Annotated in this window: 19 protein-coding genes; 12 read left to right on the forward strand and 7 right to left on the reverse strand. The window is 70.7% G+C overall.

Features of this window, described 5'->3' with window-relative positions; genetic code table 11:
• Positions 1 to 124: 124 nt before the first annotated feature.
• Together rmuC and FHR82_RS40515 are read left to right on the forward strand one after the other, a co-directional pair.
• Positions 125 to 1,117: a DNA recombination protein RmuC gene (rmuC, locus tag FHR82_RS40510; protein WP_184815960.1), complete on the forward strand. Its 993-nt coding sequence runs from the start codon at positions 125 to 127 to the stop codon at positions 1,115 to 1,117.
• Between the two features lie 149 nt (positions 1,118 to 1,266).
• Complete coding sequence (locus FHR82_RS40515) at positions 1,267 to 2,217, forward strand: DUF6542 domain-containing protein (protein WP_184815961.1); 951 nt, start codon at positions 1,267 to 1,269, stop codon at positions 2,215 to 2,217.
• 61 nt (positions 2,218 to 2,278) lie between these two features.
• Here the strand turns inward: FHR82_RS40515 and FHR82_RS40520 are convergent, their stop codons facing one another.
• Entirely contained in the window at positions 2,279 to 3,247 is a 969-nt protein-coding gene (locus tag FHR82_RS40520) for a 4-hydroxy-3-methylbut-2-enyl diphosphate reductase (RefSeq protein WP_184815962.1), read from the reverse strand.
• A 65-nt stretch (positions 3,248 to 3,312) separates the two neighbouring features.
• Between FHR82_RS40520 and FHR82_RS40525 the strand changes: the two genes are divergently transcribed.
• The 4 genes from FHR82_RS40525 to FHR82_RS46965 are packed head-to-tail and all read left to right on the forward strand — an operon-like array spanning position 3,313 to position 5,819.
• A complete protein-coding gene (locus FHR82_RS40525; protein ID WP_184815963.1) occupies positions 3,313 to 3,924 on the forward strand; it encodes a lipid droplet-associated protein in 612 nt (203 codons plus the stop codon).
• On the forward strand, positions 3,921 to 5,186 hold the full coding sequence (xseA, locus tag FHR82_RS40530; RefSeq protein WP_184815964.1) for an exodeoxyribonuclease VII large subunit: 1,266 nt from the start codon (positions 3,921 to 3,923) through the stop codon (positions 5,184 to 5,186). The genes FHR82_RS40525 and xseA overlap by 4 nt, the downstream gene beginning before the upstream one ends.
• Entirely contained in the window at positions 5,167 to 5,604 is a 438-nt protein-coding gene (locus FHR82_RS46960; protein ID WP_311771512.1) for a sugar ABC transporter substrate-binding protein, read from the forward strand. The genes xseA and FHR82_RS46960 overlap by 20 nt, the downstream gene beginning before the upstream one ends.
• Complete coding sequence (locus tag FHR82_RS46965; protein ID WP_311771513.1) at positions 5,601 to 5,819, forward strand: exodeoxyribonuclease VII small subunit; 219 nt, start codon at positions 5,601 to 5,603, stop codon at positions 5,817 to 5,819. Before FHR82_RS46960 ends, FHR82_RS46965 begins: the two co-directional genes overlap by 4 nt.
• Before the next feature lie 325 nt (positions 5,820 to 6,144).
• Here the strand turns inward: FHR82_RS46965 and FHR82_RS40545 are convergent, their stop codons facing one another.
• Positions 6,145 to 6,924, reverse strand: a complete 780-nt coding sequence (locus tag FHR82_RS40545; RefSeq protein WP_221464884.1) for an enoyl-CoA hydratase-related protein — start codon at positions 6,922 to 6,924, stop codon at positions 6,145 to 6,147.
• Positions 6,925 to 6,934: 10 nt separating this feature from the next.
• Positions 6,935 to 7,801 (reverse strand): PaaX family transcriptional regulator, encoded by an 867-nt coding sequence (locus tag FHR82_RS40550; protein WP_221464885.1) that lies wholly within the window; start codon positions 7,799 to 7,801, stop codon positions 6,935 to 6,937.
• A 115-nt stretch (positions 7,802 to 7,916) separates the two neighbouring features.
• Here FHR82_RS40550 and FHR82_RS40555 point away from each other — a divergent pair, with 115 nt between their 5' ends.
• A complete protein-coding gene (locus FHR82_RS40555) occupies positions 7,917 to 8,084 on the forward strand; it encodes a DUF3117 domain-containing protein (RefSeq protein ID WP_075127418.1) in 168 nt (55 codons plus the stop codon).
• 51 nt (positions 8,085 to 8,135) lie between these two features.
• A complete protein-coding gene (locus FHR82_RS40560) occupies positions 8,136 to 9,638 on the forward strand; it encodes a leucyl aminopeptidase family protein (protein ID WP_184815966.1) in 1,503 nt (500 codons plus the stop codon).
• Positions 9,639 to 9,771: 133 nt separating this feature from the next.
• Here the strand turns inward: FHR82_RS40560 and FHR82_RS40565 are convergent, their stop codons facing one another.
• From FHR82_RS40565 to glgA, 3 genes are all read right to left on the reverse strand, one after another.
• Positions 9,772 to 10,215, reverse strand: a complete 444-nt coding sequence (locus FHR82_RS40565; protein ID WP_184815967.1) for a GtrA family protein — start codon at positions 10,213 to 10,215, stop codon at positions 9,772 to 9,774.
• Positions 10,216 to 10,277: 62 nt separating this feature from the next.
• Positions 10,278 to 10,811 (reverse strand): GNAT family N-acetyltransferase, encoded by a 534-nt coding sequence (locus tag FHR82_RS40570; protein ID WP_184815968.1) that lies wholly within the window; start codon positions 10,809 to 10,811, stop codon positions 10,278 to 10,280.
• Positions 10,812 to 10,814: 3 nt separating this feature from the next.
• Positions 10,815 to 11,975, reverse strand: coding sequence for a glycogen synthase (gene glgA / locus FHR82_RS40575; RefSeq protein WP_184815969.1), 1,161 nt, complete (start codon positions 11,973 to 11,975; stop codon positions 10,815 to 10,817).
• Between the two features lie 48 nt (positions 11,976 to 12,023).
• Between glgA and glgC the strand changes: the two genes are divergently transcribed.
• The gene (gene glgC / locus FHR82_RS40580; RefSeq protein WP_184815970.1) at positions 12,024 to 13,244 is read left to right on the forward strand and encodes a glucose-1-phosphate adenylyltransferase; all 1,221 of its coding nucleotides are present in this window, start codon (positions 12,024 to 12,026) and stop codon (positions 13,242 to 13,244) included.
• 248 nt (positions 13,245 to 13,492) lie between these two features.
• On the opposite strand, the gene FHR82_RS40585 is transcribed toward glgC, so the two are convergent.
• Positions 13,493 to 14,068: an O-methyltransferase gene (locus FHR82_RS40585; protein ID WP_184816145.1), complete on the reverse strand. Its 576-nt coding sequence runs from the start codon at positions 14,066 to 14,068 to the stop codon at positions 13,493 to 13,495.
• 296 nt (positions 14,069 to 14,364) lie between these two features.
• Here FHR82_RS40585 and sigE point away from each other — a divergent pair, with 296 nt between their 5' ends.
• Genes sigE through FHR82_RS40600 form a run of 3 tightly spaced genes read left to right on the forward strand, consistent with a single transcriptional unit; the run spans position 14,365 to position 17,129 of the window.
• Positions 14,365 to 14,952 (forward strand): RNA polymerase sigma factor SigE, encoded by a 588-nt coding sequence (gene sigE / locus FHR82_RS40590; RefSeq protein ID WP_184815971.1) that lies wholly within the window; start codon positions 14,365 to 14,367, stop codon positions 14,950 to 14,952.
• Complete coding sequence (locus FHR82_RS40595) at positions 14,949 to 15,545, forward strand: anti-sigma factor family protein (protein WP_311771514.1); 597 nt, start codon at positions 14,949 to 14,951, stop codon at positions 15,543 to 15,545. Before sigE ends, FHR82_RS40595 begins: the two co-directional genes overlap by 4 nt.
• Positions 15,546 to 15,587: 42 nt before the next feature.
• On the forward strand, positions 15,588 to 17,129 hold the full coding sequence (locus tag FHR82_RS40600; protein WP_184815972.1) for a trypsin-like peptidase domain-containing protein: 1,542 nt from the start codon (positions 15,588 to 15,590) through the stop codon (positions 17,127 to 17,129).
• Positions 17,130 to 17,175: the final 46 nt, after the last annotated feature.

The following is a 17,175-nucleotide window of genomic DNA, read 5'->3' on the forward strand; positions in this document are numbered from 1 at the left end:
AGTGACTCCGTGCGAATGGTCCATTCGCTCGATCGGCGCGAGTTCCGCGCCGCGCGTCCCCGGAATTGTCGGTGGTCTGGTTCATGATTCTCAGCACCCGGCAGGCCCAGGAAAGGGGACGTCAGTGGAAGCGGTGTTCGGCACCGTCGCGTTCGTGTTGGTGCTCCTCCTCGTCGGCGGAGCGGCGTTGTTCCGGCGGCTGTACAACGACAGCCAGCGCAGGCTGGACGACGCCGTGATGGCCGTGCGCGAGGAACGCGACCGGTCGGACGCCCATGCCGCCGCCCTGCGTCGCTACGAGGTCCTGTTCGCGTCCATCAGCGGCAGGGGTGAACTCGGGGAACAGGTGCTCGTGGAGACCGCGCGGTCGCTCGGTCTGCGCGAAGGCCTGCACTTCACGCTGCAGACCGACGTCGCGGGCGGCGGGTCCGTGCGGCCGGACATGCTGCTGTCGGTCGGTGACGGCAGGCTCGTGCCGGTCGACGCGAAGATGACGATCGCCTGCTGGGTGGAGGCGGTCGAGACGGACGACCCGGAGGAGCGCGCGGACGCGTTGCGGGTGCACGTGCGCAACATCCGGTCCAGGGCAACCGAACTGGCGGGCAAGGGCTACCAGCGGTGGGCGGACGCGATCTACGGCACGATCATGTTCGTCCCGTCCGACGCGGCGGTCGTCGCCGCGCTGGACACCGACCCCGACCTGTTGCGCTGGCTGCTGGACCGCCGGGTCTTCGTGTGCGGGCCGACGGGGTTCGCGGTGATCGCGTCCGCGGCGATGCTCGCGGCCAGTGAGCGGGTGCTGGCCGCCGACATCGACGCGTTGCGGGGGCAGGCCCTCGCCGCGCACCGGGCGGCGGAGAACGCGGTGGACGCGGTCAACGTGTCGAGCACGCACCTGCAGCGGTTCCTGCAGGCGCGGCGCCGTGAGCTGGACGCACTGAACCAGTTCGCGACCGCCGTCGTGCCGTTGACGGAGGCCGCGGCCAGCCCGACACCGCTGCCGTCGGTGCGGCGGTCCGACGAGGTCGCCGTGAATCAGTCGCCTACAGCGCGTGACGCACTACAGGGCGAGCAGTACGACGAACTGCCCGATGTGGAGGTGCCATTGGACCGTTGACCACGCACAACTCAATACAGGCCCGTTTGCGGACCTCCGGCAGCGGATAGTGATCGACTGTGTCCTGATTCACATCATGGTGTGGCAACCTGGATGCCGTTTTCAGAACGCTGGCCGGACATGTCCACAAACCTACTAACGTGTGCGCCGTGACCGCGACCCGCGATCGCAGGAGCGATCCCGAAGTAGACGCCGAGCTGGCATGGGACGACCGTCCCATCGTCGGGCAGTTCCGTGGACTGCCATGGTGGGCTGCCGTCCTGCTGGCCTTCGGTCTGACGGCGATCGCCGCGTTCGTCGACATGCAGCTGCAGGACACTCTGGGGAAGATCTACCAGGGTGCCTTCGCGGTCGGCTGCGTCGGCGCGGTGTGTCTCGTGCGTAGGAGAAGCCTGTTCGGCCCGATGGTGCAGCCGCCGTTGATCTTCGCGATCACGGCCGTGGGCGCAGTGGCGCTGCTGAGCGACAAGGCGTCCGGCGGCGGGATGAAGCTGCTGGTGTCAGTGGCGCTTCCGTTGACGAGCAACTTCCCGACGATGGGCATCACGACCGGTGTGGTCGTCCTCATCGGGTTGTTCCGGTGGTGGCGCGAGCGCGACCCCGACCCGGAGATGCGCCCGAACACGCCGAGGCAGCGCGGGGCCGACATCGGGCTCGACGACGAGCCCGGGCAGGGCCTCGGCGGGCGCGGGCGCGAGCGGTCGGGCAAGGACCGGGCCGCGGCGCCACCACGTCGCAGCCGGCCGGAGATGGAAGAGCTGCCGCCGCCGGACGACCGCGCCGCACGCCGCACGCCGGGGCGTACGCCGCGTCCCACGCGGGAGCCCGCGCCGGGCCGCGAGGGCGGTCGTGAGGCGCGGCGCCGGGACTCCGCGGCCGGGCGGCCGGAGCGTGGCCGGGGTGAGCCGCCTGCTGAGGCGTCAGGTCGCGGCCGGGGCCGTGGCGGTGAGCCGTCGCCGCGTCGCCGGGAGCCGGGTGCCGAAGGTGGCAGGTCCCGGGACGAGCGCGGTCGCCGCGACACAGGCCGGGACGGTGGCCGTGAAGGGCGGGGTGGGACGTCAGGGCGTCAGCCGCGCCGTCGTCCGCCGGAGGATCGCTGACCGCGGCACCACGTGTGCGGTGCCGCGGCGATGGTCGCTGTCGCTGAGCGGCCCCGACCGATCAGCGGACGCTGTCCTGCAGGTCGTTGTCCTTCAACGCTTTGCGGAGCTCGCGCGGGAGGGCGAACGCGACCTTCTCGTTGGCGGTGGTGACTTCCTGGACCTCGCCGTAGCCGCGGTCGGCGAGCCACGACAGCACGTCCATGACGAGGATGTCCGGCACCGACGCGCCGCTCGTGACGCCGACGGTCTCGACGCCGTCGAGCCACGCCTCGTCGACCTCGCGGGCGTAGTCGACCAGGTAGGACGCGTTCGCGCCCGCCTGGAGCGCCACCTCAACGAGCCGCTTCGAGTTGGACGAGTTCTGGGAGCCGACCACGATCACCAGGTCGCACTCGGGGGCCATGGCCTTCACCGCGACCTGGCGGTTCTGGGTGGCGTAGCAGATGTCGTCGCTCGGCGGGTCCTGCAGCTCGGGGAAGCGGCCCTTGAGCTGGTTGACGCGGACCATCGTCTCGTCGACGGACAGCGTGGTCTGTGACAGCCACACGACCTTCGACGGGTCGCGGACGGTGACCTTCGCGGCGTCCTCGGCGGTGTCGACGAGCTGCACGTGCTCCGGCGCCTCGCCGGCCGTGCCCTCGACCTCCTCGTGGCCCTCGTGGCCGATGAGGAGGATGTCGTAGTCGTCGCGGGCGAAGCGCTTGGCCTCCTGGTGGACCTTCGTCACCAGCGGGCACGTCGCGTCGATGGTGCGCAGCTGCCGGGACGCGGCCTCCTCGTGCACCGCTGGCGACACGCCGTGCGCGGAGAACACCACGAGCGCGCCCTCCGGCACCTCGTCCGCCTCGTCGACGAAGATGGCGCCGCGTTCGGTCAGGGTCTCGACCACGTGCTTGTTGTGGACGATCTCCTTGCGCACGTAGACGGGGGCGCCGTAGGTCTCGAGAGCCTTCTCCACGGTCACGACGGCGCGGTCTACCCCTGCGCAGTACCCACGCGGCTTGGCCAGCAGAACTCGCTTGGTCATGGCACCCAGCGTACGTACCGGACACCTGTGTAGGCAGATCGGCTGGACTGGTGCAGGCTAGACACATGAAGTCACTCCCGCTCCCCATCCGGGTTGCGGCCGGCCTCGCCGTCACCGCCGTGGAACAGGCCCGCACGCTGCCCGCCAAGATCGCCGGACTGCCGGTCACCGTGGCGAGCCAGGCCCTGCAGGTCTCCATGCGCGTCCAACAGCAGGTCACCGAGCTGGCGATCCGCGGAGACGAGGTCCTCGCCGGCCTCCGCCCGGTCGAGGAGACGCCGGAATGGGCGACCTTCGACGAGGACGTCGAGGACGACCGCTTCGACTTCAGCAAGCCGATGCCGTTCGAGTCGGCGTTCGACCGGGTCGACGACGCGGATGAACGGCGTAACGGTCACCACACCGAGGACGCCGAGACGTTCGCCACACCCGACCCGTGGACGCAGGAAGAGCAGGCGATCGCGGAGGAGGCCGAGGCACTCGACAGCGACGGCCGCGCGCTGCCGGAGGCGACCGGTTACGACGACCTGTCGCTGCCGCAGCTGCGGGCCCGCCTGCGGCGGTACAGCGCCGACGAACTCGCCGAACTACTCGAGTACGAACGCGCGCACGGCAACCGCCCGTCGTTCGTGGGCATGCTGACCAGGCGGATCGCGACCGTTCGCGACCAGACGTGACCGAACCCGCTACCAGTCCGGAGAAGCCGTGGCCGGTGCGGACCGTCGCACGCAAGGTCGCCGACTGGATCAACCGCCTCGGTGACGTGTGGGTCGAGGGTCAGGTCACGCAGATCTCCAACCGGCCGGGCACCGGCACCGCGTTCCTCACGCTGCGGGACCCGGCCGCGGACGTGTCGATGACCGTCACCTGCCCGACGGGCATGCTTCGCGAACACCAGCCGCCGCTGACCGACGGCACCCGCGTGATCCTGCACGCGCGGCCGGCGTTCTTCATCGGTCGCGGCACGCTGTCGTTGCGGGCCGACGAGATCCGCGCGGTCGGCATCGGCCAACTACTCGCGCGGATCGAACGGTTGCGGAAGCTGCTCGCCGCGGAGGGTCTGTTCGACCCGCGCCGCAAGCGGAAGCCGCCCTTTCTGCCGCGGACCGTCGGCCTGATCACCGGCCGCGCGTCGGCCGCCGAGCACGACGTGATGGTCAACGCCCGCGTCCGCTGGCCCGCGGTGCGGTTCCGGGTGGAGAACGTCGCCACGCAGGGGGCGTTCGCGGTGCCGCAGATCGTCGACGCGCTCGGTGCGCTCGACCGCGACAAGAACGTGGACGTCATCGTGATCGCCCGCGGTGGCGGCAGCGTCGAGGACCTGCTGCCGTTCTCCGACGAGATGCTGCTGCGCGCGGTGTCGGACTGCCGCACCCCGGTGCTGAGCGCGATCGGGCATGAACAGGACACGCCGCTGCTCGACCACGTGGCCGACGTCCGGTGTTCGACGCCGACCGACGCGGGCAAGCGGGTCGTGCCGGACATCGCCGAGGAATCCGCGCGGGTGCGCCAACTCCGGGACCGGGCGCGGCGGGCGTTGCACGGATGGGTGGATCGCGAACGGCACCTGTTGAACGCGCTGCGCAGCCGGCCGGTTCTCGCCGATCCGTTCACGCCGCTGGAACAACGGAGTGCGCAGGTCAGCGTGCTCCTGGAGCGATCACGGCGGGCCGTGGCCGCCCTCGTGGCAGCCGAACGGGCGGCCCTCGACCACACCAGGGCCCGCTTGACGACGCTGGGACCAGCCGCCACGCTTGCGCGCGGGTACGCGGTCGTGCAGCGGGTGGACGAAGCAGGAAACCCGCGAGTACTCCGCTCGACGGCAGAGGCGCCGGAAGGGACCCGGCTCCGGGTCCGCGTTGCCGACGGCGCGGTGCACGCGATCGCGTCCGACTGGGGCGACGCGAGCGGAGGTAGCGGTGCCGAGACTGGATCGTGAGCCCACCTTCCTGCCGTTGACGATCGAGACCACGAACGCGGTCGCCAGGGCCACGGCCACCGAACCCGCGTTGCGCGCGCCCGCCGACGTCGTGTCCCGCAGGGCGAAGGAAGCCGACGCGGCCGCCGCCGAGTGCTGGGCCGCACTCCTCGCCGGCTGTGACGCACCGGGTTGCCGCACGCTGCCGGTACGGTTGCGCGCGTTGTCCGAGGCGACGTCCGACTACACGGGGATGCGCTGGTGGCTGGGTCGCGGCTCAGAGCACCGGCACCGTGTGGGCGCCGCGATCGAACGCATCGAGGAGGCGGTCGCCGAACGCGACGGCGCGGACTTCGCCGAGGCGTTCGTCGGATACGACCAGGCGGTGGCCGCCGCACTGGTCAACGCCCACAGCCGATTGGAGACCCACGCCCAGTGAGCGACGACCCGACCCTCGACTACGAGGCCGCCCGCGACGAGCTGGCGGAGGTGGTGGCCAAGCTGGAAGCGGGAGGCCTGTCCCTCGAGGACTCGCTGGCTCTGTGGGAACGCGGCGAGGCACTGGCGAAACTCTGCGACCGCCACCTGGCAGGCGCGAAGGAACGCATCGAATCAGCACTGGCGGCCGCGGACTCGGAGAACGCGGCGAGCTGAAGTTGTCCACAGCCCGGGCAGTTATCCACAGTTGGGCCCGCGCGCGAGAAATTTCCGGCGGCAGCCGATAGACTGGCACGGCGGGACGCCCCCGGGATCGGGTGGGGGTTGGGTAACGCGCGCGAGCCGGGGATCGCAGGGCGGCTCTGTTGTGTGCACCTGAACGTGGTTTCGCGCCCGGGCGGTTGCTGGTGTTCGTCTTCACCACTCGGATGTGCCGGTCAGGACGCGGATCGACGAGGAAAGCGCACCCGGCCGTCGTCCAACAGCGTGAGGAAGCGGCCGTCGGCCACCTCCTAACGGTAGGAAGCTTGGAGCCGGTCCGTCAGTGGCCTTTGAAAGTCGGGGTTCGTTTTCCTACGAACGCGTCCACTGCCTCTCGGTGGTCCGCTGTGCCGCCCAGCAGTGACTGGCCTTCGTTTTCCTTCGCCAGTGCGGTTTCCAGGTCCGCGCCTGCCGCTGCCAGCAGCGCTTCCTTGATTTTCCCGTAGCCCGTCGTCGGGCCTGTTGCCATGCGCGACGCCAGTTCCTGCGCCGTCGCCAGTGCGTCGTCCGCCATCTCGGTCACCATGCCGATCGACAGGCCCTGCTCCGCCGTGACCGGCTTTGCCAGCAGCATCAGTTCCATCGCGCGGCCGTAGCCGATCAGCCTCGGCAGCGTCCACGACGCGCCGGAATCCGCCGTCAGGCCGATCGTCGCGAACGCCATCAGGAACTTCGCTGCCGGTGCCGCCACGCGCAGGTCGCAGGCGTACGCGAACGACGCGCCCGCGCCCGCCGCCATGCCGTTCACCGCCGCGATCACCGGCTTGGGCATCGTCGTGAGGGTGCGGACGATCGGGTTGTAGTGCTCCTCGACCGTCCGGAACGGCGCCGGGTCGTTCGCCTGCAGCGCCGCGATGTGCTCCTTCAGGTCCTGGCCCGCGCAGAACGCCTTGCCCGCGCCGGTCAGCACCACCGCCCGCACCGCCGGGTCCGCCGCCGCGTCGGCCAGACCGTCGCGCAACGACTCCTTCAGTTCCACCGTCAGCGAGTTGTACGCCTCCGGGCGGTTGAGGGTGAACGTGCGAACCCCCTCGCGATCGTCGACCAGCAACGACGTCAAGACGTCCTCCTCATGCACTCGACCTGGTGCGTGTGCCTCGGGTGAGGCATTCCGACAGGAAACTCTCCGCCGCGGGTGCGAGCCGCGCGGTGTGCTCGTCGAAGAACTCCGCGGCCGCCGTGCCAGCCCAGTCCCTGGGCAGCACCTTCTCCGGCAGGCCGGGGTCGCGGAACAGGAACTTCCGCCACGCGTGCAGCAGCCGCTGTGACGCCGCGAACGCCTCCGCGGGCTGTGAACCGTCCACTGCGGACACGATGGGTAGCCATTCGGTCACGAATTCGGCATAGTTCGCGCCCAGCGTGTCCAGGTCCCACGCGCGGGCCGCCAGTTCGGTGTCGTCGCCGACGTGCTCGCCGTGGAACAGCCTGCCCGCGACGCGCTCCGCCGCGAGGATGTCCGCCAGTTCCGCCGACGGACGGGGCGCGACCCACGTCGTGGGTCCCAACGGTCCGTAACCGATCAGTCGCAGGGAAGAGTCGAGCCGGTCGCGGGCGCCGCGCGTGGGCAGCTCCTCCAGCGCCAGCACGTGCCAGCGGCCGTCCCAAGTGGAGGGACGGGTGCGGTAGATGCGGGCGGCGGCGTCGTCCAGCCTGCGTTCGGCGCGTTTCGTGAGCGCGTAGCCGGGCCCGTCGGTCAGCCGCACCGGACGCAGCCAGTCCTGCCGGACCATTCTGGACACGGCCGTGCGGATGGCGGGCGGTTCGAAGCCCAGCGGCTCGAGCAGGCGCACGAGTGCGGCGATCGCGGCAGAGCCACCTCTGGCTCTGAGGTAGCTGCCGTATACGTCGAACAGCGCGGACCGGGCTCGCACGATGTTCGAGTCTGTCAGTGCGGGGCGGCCGTGCGCCAGTGCGCCCCACGCGTCTTGGCCGGTCATCGACACGCAAGTGATCGGTTCGATTTCACCGCCGAGATGCCATAGGGGAGAATGTCAGGGTCTTTGGCCGGGTGAGTCCGGCCGAGGTGGCAGGCTATGACGGAGGGAGCACGCTATGGCGGCCATGAAGCCCCGGACCGGGGACGGTCCCCTCGAGGTGACCAAGGAGGGTCGGGGCATCGTGATGCGCGTCCCACTCGAGGGGGGTGGACGCCTCGTAGTCGAGATGTCGGCTGAGGAGGCAAGTGCCCTGGGTGACGCGTTGAAGGCCGCGGCTGGCTGACGGTCCAGAGTGGATTCTCTGGGTAGGTGATCCGTCGAGTATGGAGGTCCGTTGCAATCCTCGGTGCCGGCATTACCGACGACACTTCCCGACGTAGAGGTGACCACCACGGCGCGGCGGGCGATCCCGCTCGCCGTGGTGTGCCGCTTGGGAGAGGCGGCACCCGCGTCGCTGTCAGCTCGGGGGGACGAGCTGACCGGGGAGTGGGTCGACGCGGTCGCGCTGACCGGCAAGGCTGGTGAGATCCAGCCAGGTCCGGCCGGTTCGTCTGTGCGGTGGGTCGCCGGTGTCGGGGACGGCACCCCGGCGCAGTGGCGCACCGCGGGCGCCGCGCTGACCAAGGCGCTCAACGCCTGGATGGCGAAGGACGCCGACGCGGGCCGGACCCCGGAGCGCACGGTGCAGCTGGAGCTGCCGTCGTCCGTCGGGCCGGACGAGGTCAGCGAGCTGGTGCGCGGGCTGCGGCTGGGCGGGTACCGGTACGCGGTGACGTCGGAGGCGGCGCCGCCGACGGTGCGCACGATCCGGCTCGTGACGTCCGACCCGGCCCTCGACGAGCCGGTGCGGCGGGCGGCGGTGCTCGCGCAGGCGACCGCGCTGGCGCGGGACCTCGCGAACACGCCGTCGAACGTGAAGGACCCGGCGTGGCTCGCACGCATGGCGACGCGGACCGCGGGCAAGGTCGCCGACGTCGTTGTCCGGGACGAGAAGTGGCTCGCCGCGCAGGGCTTCGGCGGGGTGCTGGCGGTGGGTGGTGGCTCGGTCCGCCCGCCGAGGTTCGTCGAGATGACGTGGCGGCCCTCCGCGAAGGCGCCGCACATCGTGCTCGTCGGCAAGGGCATCACGTTCGACACGGGTGGCATCTCGGTCAAGCCCGCTGACGGCATGCACCTGATGCGCACCGACATGGCCGGTGGCGCGGCGGTGATCGCGGCGGTGGAGGCGATCGCGCGGCTGGGCCTGAACGTGCGGGTGACCGGGCTGGTGTCGTGCGCGGAGAACCACCTGTCGGGGTCCGCGTACCGGCCGGGCGACATCGTGCGCCACTACGGCGGCCGCACGACCGAGGTGACGAACACCGACGCCGAGGGCCGCATGGTGATGGCGGACGCGCTCGCGTACGCGGTGGAACGGCTGTCACCGGACCTGATCGTCGACGTGGCGACCCTGACCGGCGCGATGAAGATCTCGCTGGGACTGCGGACGGGCGGCCTGTTCGCATCGACGGACGAGATCGCGGCGCAGGTCCTGGCTGCGGGCGAGGTGGCGGGCGAACGCTGGTGGCGGATGCCGCTGGCGTCGGACGTCGGCTCGGTGGCGGACGAGTTCGCGGAGGCGGTGCGCAGCGAGATCGCGGACGTGCGCCAGTGCCCGCCGGGGCCGGGCGGCATCGCGGCGGCGATGTTCCTGCGCGAGTTCACGGGCGGGTTGCCGTGGGCGCACCTTGACATCGCGGGCCCCGCGCGTGCAGATCGCACATACGACGAGGTCAGCGCGGGTGCGACCGGCTTCGCGGCGCGCACGCTGGTGGAGCTGGTCGCGGCTCACGCCTGAAGTTGTCCACAGCAGGGGTAGTTGTCCACAGTTGGGCTCGGGCGCGAGAAATTTCCGGCGGCAGCCGGTAGACTGGCACGGCGGGACGCCCCCGGGATCGGGTGGGGGTTGGGTAACGCGCGCGCGAGCTGGGTCAGCTTGCCGTTGCGGCGGTCGGCAGGTAGTTGCGGCGGGTGCGGGTCGCGAACACGCGGTCGAAGACCGCGAACTTCGCCAGGAAGACCGGGCCGCTCGCCGCGAGGTAGCTCAGCGTCAGCGCAATCGGTTGCCAGCCGCTCGGCAACAGCGGCAGCACCAGTTTCTCCGCGGCCGTCGTCAGCGCGATCGACGCCACACCGCCGATCAAGGTGACCGTCAGGTACGTCGTCAGCTGGGAGCGCAGTTTGCCCGCCGGCCACGCCCAGTACCGGACCATCAGGAAGTGCGGCACCGAGCCCGCCAGGAAAGCCACCGTGCTCGCCGTCGTCGCATCCACGCTGGTCCAGCCGTACACCGCCAGCAGCACGATCTGGCTGATCCCCGTGGCGATCGCGGACGCGATCGTGAAACGGGCCAGTCTGATGCGCGGAGGTGCCATGCACCGAAACTATTGCGCCCGCGCTGAACAGGCTCTCAGGAACTTCCCTGAGCTTCCCCGGATCAACCCCGGTCAGGGTCGAGCCGCCAGATGACGTCCAGACCGTCCTCGCCGGACGTGATCGGCTCCTGCGGCGGCCTCCGGTCCACCACCGTGAAACCCAGCCGCTTCGGGATCGCCGCACTTCTCGTGTTCGCCGCGTCCGTGACGATCTCCACCCGCTGCGCGCCCCTCCGGAACGCCTCCGCCACCAGCAGCGACGCCGCCCGCGTCGCCACACCACGGCCCACGTGGTCCGGGCGCAACCAGTAACCCAGCTCCAGCCCACCAGGACCGATCCGCGCCATCAGGCTCGCCGCGCCCGCCAGCCGGCCCGACACGAAGATCGCGTAGTTGAACGCGGCGCCCTTGTCCCAGTCGGCCACCGTGCTCGCCACGAACGCGTCGGCGGCCTCCGGCGGGTAGCCGTCCGCCACCCACGCCATCCACGGCCTCAGGTGCGCCACTGACTCCTGCACGACGCGGTGCAGCACCGGCGCGTCCTGCTCGCGCCAGCGCCGCAGCGTCACCCCGCTGGACCCGAGCTGCGCGCGCACCGGTCAGCCCATCACCGACCGGTACACCGCCACCGTCTGCTCGGCCACCGAAGCCCACGAGAACTCCGTGACCGCCCGTTCCCGGCCCGCGTCACCCATCAGCTTCGCCCGGTACGGGTCGGCCAGCAGGCTGTTCACCGCGTCCGCCAGCCCCACCCGGAACGCCGAGGTGTCCGCCTCGTCGTAGTGCACCAGCAGACCTGTCCTGCCGTCGTCCACGACCTCCGGGATGCCGCCGACGTCCGACGCGACGACCGCCGTGCCGCACGCCATCGCCTCCAGGTTCACGATGCCCAGCGGCTCGTACACCGACGGGCACACGAACACCGTCGCGTGGCTCAGGAACTGCCGCACCTCCGCGGGCTGCAGCATCTTCTGGATCCAGTACACGCCCGGCCGCGCCGCCGCCAGCTCCGACACCGCCCGGGTCGTCTCCTCCGCGATCTCCGGCGTGTCCGGCGCGCCGGCGCACAGCACCAGCTGCGCGTCGGGGTCGATCTGGTGCGCGGCCGCGATCAGGTGACCGACGCCCTTCTGCCGCGTGATCCTGCCCACGAACACGACGATGGGGCGGTCCGGGTCCACGCCGTAGTGCCGCAGGGCGTCGGACTCCGTCACCGGGTGGTAGGCAGACGAGTCGATGCCGTTGCGGACCACCCGCACCCGCTCCGGGTCGAGCGCCGGGTAGCAGTCGAGCACGTCGGTGCGCATGCCCTCGCTCACCGCGATGATCGCGTCCGCCGACTCGTACGCCGTCTTCTCCACCCACGACGACAGCCGGTAGCCGCCGCCGAGCTGCTCGGCCTTCCACGGTCTGCGCGGCTCGAGCGAGTGCGCCGTGACCACATGGGGCACGTCGTAAAGGATCTTCGCCAGGTGCCCCGCGTGGTTGGCGTACCACGTGTGCGAGTGCACGAGGTCCACGCCGTCGACGGCCGCGGTGATCGACAGGTCCGCCGACAACGTCCGCAACGCCTGGTTCGCCCGCTCGAGCCCGGCCGCGGGATTGTGGGAATGAACACCCTCCCCCGAGCGCGGCCCGCCGAAGCAGTGCACGTCGACATCGATCAGTTCACGCAACCTCGGCACGAGGAACTCGACGTGAACGCCCGCGCCGCCGTAAACCTCCGGCGGCCATTCTCGAGTTAACAGCCCGATACGCACGTGGCTCAAGGTAGCCGTACCTGTACGAACGCGGTTAGGGTCAGCCACGTGAAGGGCCAGCAGCCACACGTGCTCGCGATCGTGCTCGCCGGGGGCGAAGGAAAGCGGCTGTGGCCGCTCACCGCTGACAGAGCGAAACCCGCGGTGCCGTTCGGTGGCAACTACCGGCTGATCGACTTCGTGCTGTCGAACCTCGTGAACGCCGGCTACCACCGGTTGTGCGTGCTCACCCAGTACAAGTCGCATTCGCTCGACCGGCACATCTCGACCACGTGGCGGCTGTCCAGCGTGCTGGGGCAGTACATCACCCCGGTGCCCGCTCAGCAGCGGCTCGGCCCTCGGTGGTACACGGGCAGCGCGGACGCGATCTACCAGTCGCTGAACCTCGTCTACGACGAGAAACCGGACCACATCGTGGTCTTCGGCGCCGACCACGTGTACCGGATGGACCCGTCGCAGATGGTGGCCGAGCACGTGGACGCGGGTGCGGGCGTGACGGTGGCCGGGATCCGGGTGCCGCGCAGCGAGGCGAAGGCGTTCGGCTGCATCGACTCGGACGCGTCCGGGAAGATCACCCGGTTCCTGGAGAAGCCGTCGTCGCCGCCGTCGGTGCCGGACGACCCGAACGTGACGTTCGCGTCGATGGGCAACTACGTGTTCCGCACGGAGACGCTCCTCGACGCGCTGCGGGAGGACGCAGCCAACCCCGAGTCGATGCACGACATGGGCGGCGACATCATCCCGATGCTGGTGGGCCGTGGCGAGGCGCGCGTCTACGACTTCGACGACAACGAGGTGCCCGGCGCGACCGAGCGGGATCGCGGGTACTGGCGCGACGTGGGGACACTCGACGCGTACTACGAGTCGCACCTGGACCTGGTGTCGGTGCACCCGGTGTTCAACCTCTACAACCACCGCTGGCCGATCCGGACGGCGACCCCGCCGCTGCCGCCCGCGAAGTTCGTGAACTCGGGCAGCGCGGTCGAGTCGATCATCGGGCCGGGGTCGATCGTGTCCGGGTCGTCGGTGCGGGACTCGGTGATCAGCGCGGACGTCGTGATCGAGGACGGTGCGCAGGTCGAGGGGAGCGTGCTGCTGCCGGGCGTGCGGATCGGCAAGGGCGCGGTGGTGCGCAAGGCGATCCTCGACAAGAACGTGCAGGTCGCCGAGGGTGCGGAGATCGGTATCGACCTGGACGCGGACCGGCAGCGGTGGACCGTGTCGGCGGGCGGCGTGGTCGTGCTCGGCAAGGGCGAACGGGTCGAGTGATTCCGGTCCCGCGGTCCGGCCTACCGGAGTTGTCCACAGCAGGGGTAGTTGTCCACAGTTGGGCTCACGCGCGAGAAATTTCCGGCGGCAGCCGGTAGACTGGCACGGCGGGACGCCCCCGGGATCGGGTGGGGGTTGGGTAACGCGCGCGCGAGCCGGGGCAGCGGTTCGGAGTCGTTCTGGCTCAGCTCGTGGAGTCGCCCAGCGGCCTCACCAGGGGCAGCCCGGCAGTCGAGGGAACGGCGACCTCACCCCGTCTTGGCGGCCACCAGCAGGCCGTCGCCCAGTGGCAGCAGGACCGGGACCAGGCGGTCGTCGTCCCGCACCGCTCTCGCGACCTCCCGCAGCGCGACCGTCTCGGCGTCCCTGCGGGCCGGGTTCGCCACCCCGCCCGACCACAGCACGCTCGCGAACGCGATCACGCCGCCAGGACGCAGCAGTCGCACGCCCTGCTCGTGGTACCCCGGGTACTCCTGCTTCGCCGCGTCGACGAACAGCAGGTCGTACGCCTCCTCGGTCAGCCGGGGCAGCACGTCGAGCGCGCGTCCCATGATCAACCGGGTGCGGCCGGGAGCGATCTTCGCGTCCCGGAAGGCGCGTTTCGCCGCGCTCTGGGGTTCCGGGTCCACATCGATGGACGTGAGGACGCCGTCCTGCGCCATGCCGCGCAGCAGGTAGAGGCCACTGATGCCGGCGCCGGTGCCGACCTCGACCACGGCTTTCGCCTGGGTCGCCGCGGCCAGGAACCGCAGCGCGGCGCCGCCTGCCTGCGTGACGGGGGCGCAGCCCAGCTGCGTTCCCCGCCTGCGGGCGGCGGCCAGCATGTCGTCCTCGGTGAGGTAGCCCTCGGTGTACGCGTTCAGCGCTTCCGAGTCGACCGTCGGCGTATCGGGTGCCACGAAGTGTGAGATTAGCGTTGTCCGACCCAGGACCGGGTGATAAGGCCCCTGTCGATTCTCAGGCGCTTCTCAGATGACTCTCACTAGCTTCATATCGACGGCCGACATGATCCGTGGTGACAGTAGGACACAGGTCCCGGGGGATGGGGAACAGGATGAGCGCGACAAGCGTTGAGAAGGGTAGTGGGTTTACTGACCCGGAAGAGGTGGCAAACCGCCCGATGCCAGTGACGACTGCCCCGCAGACCGCCGACGCCGCGCCCGTCACCATTGACGAAGCCGCCTGGACGCCCCCGTCGTGGGACGAGGTGGTGCGCGAGCACGCCGACCGTGTCTACCGGCTCGCCTACCGACTGACCGGCAACGCGCACGACGCCGAGGACCTCACCCAGGAGACCTTCATCCGGGTGTTCCGGTCGCTGGCGAACTACAAGCCGGGCACGTTCGAGGGCTGGCTGCACCGCATCACCACGAACCTGTTCCTCGACATGGCGCGCCGCCGGTCCCGGCTGCGCATGGAGGGGCTCCCGGAGGACACCGACCGGCTGGCGGGCGACGACCCGAGCCCGGAGCAGGTCTATGTCGAGACGCACCTCGACCCCGACCTGCAGGCCGCGCTGGACGAGCTGCCCCCGGAGTTCCGGGCGGCGGTCGTGCTGTGTGACGTGGAAGGCCTCTCCTACGAGGAGATCGGCGCCACCCTCGGCGTGAAGTTGGGTACTGTTCGCAGCAGGATCCACCGTGGACGGCAGGCCCTGCGCGCGTCGCTGGAGCGCCGCCGCGAACTGGTACGGGAGGGTAGGTCGTGACCGACGAGCGCGGTTGGGGTCTGTCCGAACAGCATCTGCTCCCGGACGCTGTGGTGGCGTTCGTCGACGGTGAGCTGTCGGCGTTGGCGTATGACCGCGCCTCGTCGCACCTCGCGAGGTGCGCCTCGTGCGCTGCCGAGATCACGGCACAGCGCCAGGCAGCCTCCGCCGTCCAGTCCGCCAACGCGTTCTCCGCACCGGCCGGGCTGCTCGCGAACCTGATGGCGATCCCCGACCAGGTGGAGATGCCGTCGGTGCCGGACGGTCTCGCCATGACCAAGGACGGCCAGCTGGTCGCCGTGCAGCGCCCCGACCGGGTCCCGCAGCTCGGGGGCACCGCGCCGTTGGGAAGTTCGGCGAAACTCGGCGAGGGCCGCACGGTCCTCGGGCGTAGGTCTGGGCGCCGCGCCGCGCAGGGCGCCGGTGTGGTCGTGTCCGGGCTGGTGCTCGGCGCGCTCGCACTCGTCACCACGTCCAGCAGCGGCGACGAACCACCGCGTGCACCCGCCAACGGCGAGCGGCCCGCGGTGATCGGTGGCGGTGCCATGCAGCAGGCCGGTTATGCCGCGACGCTGCACGTCACCAACCGCTAGCGCAACGCCGACTTCACCGCTCGTCCGGCAGGCTTGGCGACGATGAACAACCAGTGGAACCCCGAGCCGGCACAGCTGTCGAACGGCAGTGCCGTTCCCGGTAGTGACGACCGGCCCCGGCTCGGGCCACGCCCTTCTGTGCACCCTCCCGTCGACCCTGGCGCGGCCGCCGCGTTCGGCCGCCCGTCCGGCGTCGATGGGGCGTTTTCCCCCCGCTCACCGCAGCAGCAGCCCACGTTCGGTGAGCTGAAGACCGCGCCACCCGCGCCCGAGGCACTGGCGTCCGCGTTCGGCAGGCCCGAAGGCAACCAGGAGCTGCTGCAGCGCCCACCCTCGGACGAGCACGGCGCCGACGGCGTCGACCCGTGGGACGCGGATGCCGCGCATGACCCGTGGCGTGACCCGTCGGCCGGTGCGGTCATCGGCCCGCCTGCCGTCGGCCCGGAGAAGACCGACGACGACGGCGAGTCGGCCCCCAGGCCGGCCGCGCAGCTGCTGAGCCTGCCGGAGGTGCTGTTCGGCCGCCGGGTGAAGGTGTCCGCGCTCGTGCTGCTGGCCGTGCTCGCGCTGGTCATCGGCGTCGGCGGCGGGGTGGCCGCGTACTTCATCGCCGACCGGGGCGACCAGCTCACGAGCGACGCCACGCTCGCCGAGGTGACCGCAGGCAAGGAACGGCCGCCGGGTTCGGTCGCCGACATCGCGCAGCGGGTGCGGCCCGCGGTCGTGACCATCGAGGTGCGCTCCGAACAGGGCGCGGGCGTCGGGTCCGGCGCGGTGATCGACAGCGGCGGCTACATCCTGACCAACGAGCACGTCGTGACGCTCGGCGGTGCGGTGACCGAAGGCCAGCAGATCACGGTCGTGTTCAACGACGGTCAGCGCGCCGAGGCGAAGCTCGTCGGGGCGGACCCGAAGATGGACCTCGCGGTCGTGAAGGTCGACTCCGACGTGTCCACGGTGATCCAGCTCGGCAAGTCCGCGGACCTCGCGGTCGGCGACACCGTCCTCGCGATCGGCTCGCCGCTGGGCGAGACCGACACGGTGACGCTCGGCATCGTCAGTGCGCTGAACCGGCCGATCGTGGTCGGCGAGGAAGACGGCGTGCCCGCGGTGTACGACGCGATCCAGACCGACGCGGCGATCAACCACGGCAACTCGGGCGGCCCGCTGGTCGACTCGACGGGCGCGCTTGTGGGGATCAACACGTCGATCATCTCGACGTCGGAGGAAGGTGGCAGCATCGGTCTCGGCTACGCCATCCCGATCGACGACGCGCGACCGGTGGCGGAGTCGCTGATCAAGACCGGCAAGGTGAACCACGCCGACCTGGGTGTGAACGCCGCGTCGGTGTCGGCGGAGACGGCCGAGGGCGCCCGGGTCCAGAACGTCCGCGAAGGCGGCGCCGCCGCCAAGGCGGGTATCAAGCAGAACGACGTCATCCGGAAGGTCGGTGACCGGCCCATCGCGAACGCGGCGGAGCTGATCGTCGCGGTGCGCCACTACAAGGTCGGCGACACCGTGCCGGTCGTGCTGGCGCGTGATGGGCGAGAGCTGACAGTTCAGGTGACGTTGCAGTCCGATTGACCGGCTACGCTGGATGGCGACGTCGGGTTTGCGTTGCTTCGGAGGT

The organism is Actinophytocola algeriensis, assembly GCF_014203735.1.
Lineage (GTDB): Bacteria > Actinomycetota > Actinomycetes > Mycobacteriales > Pseudonocardiaceae > Actinophytocola > Actinophytocola algeriensis.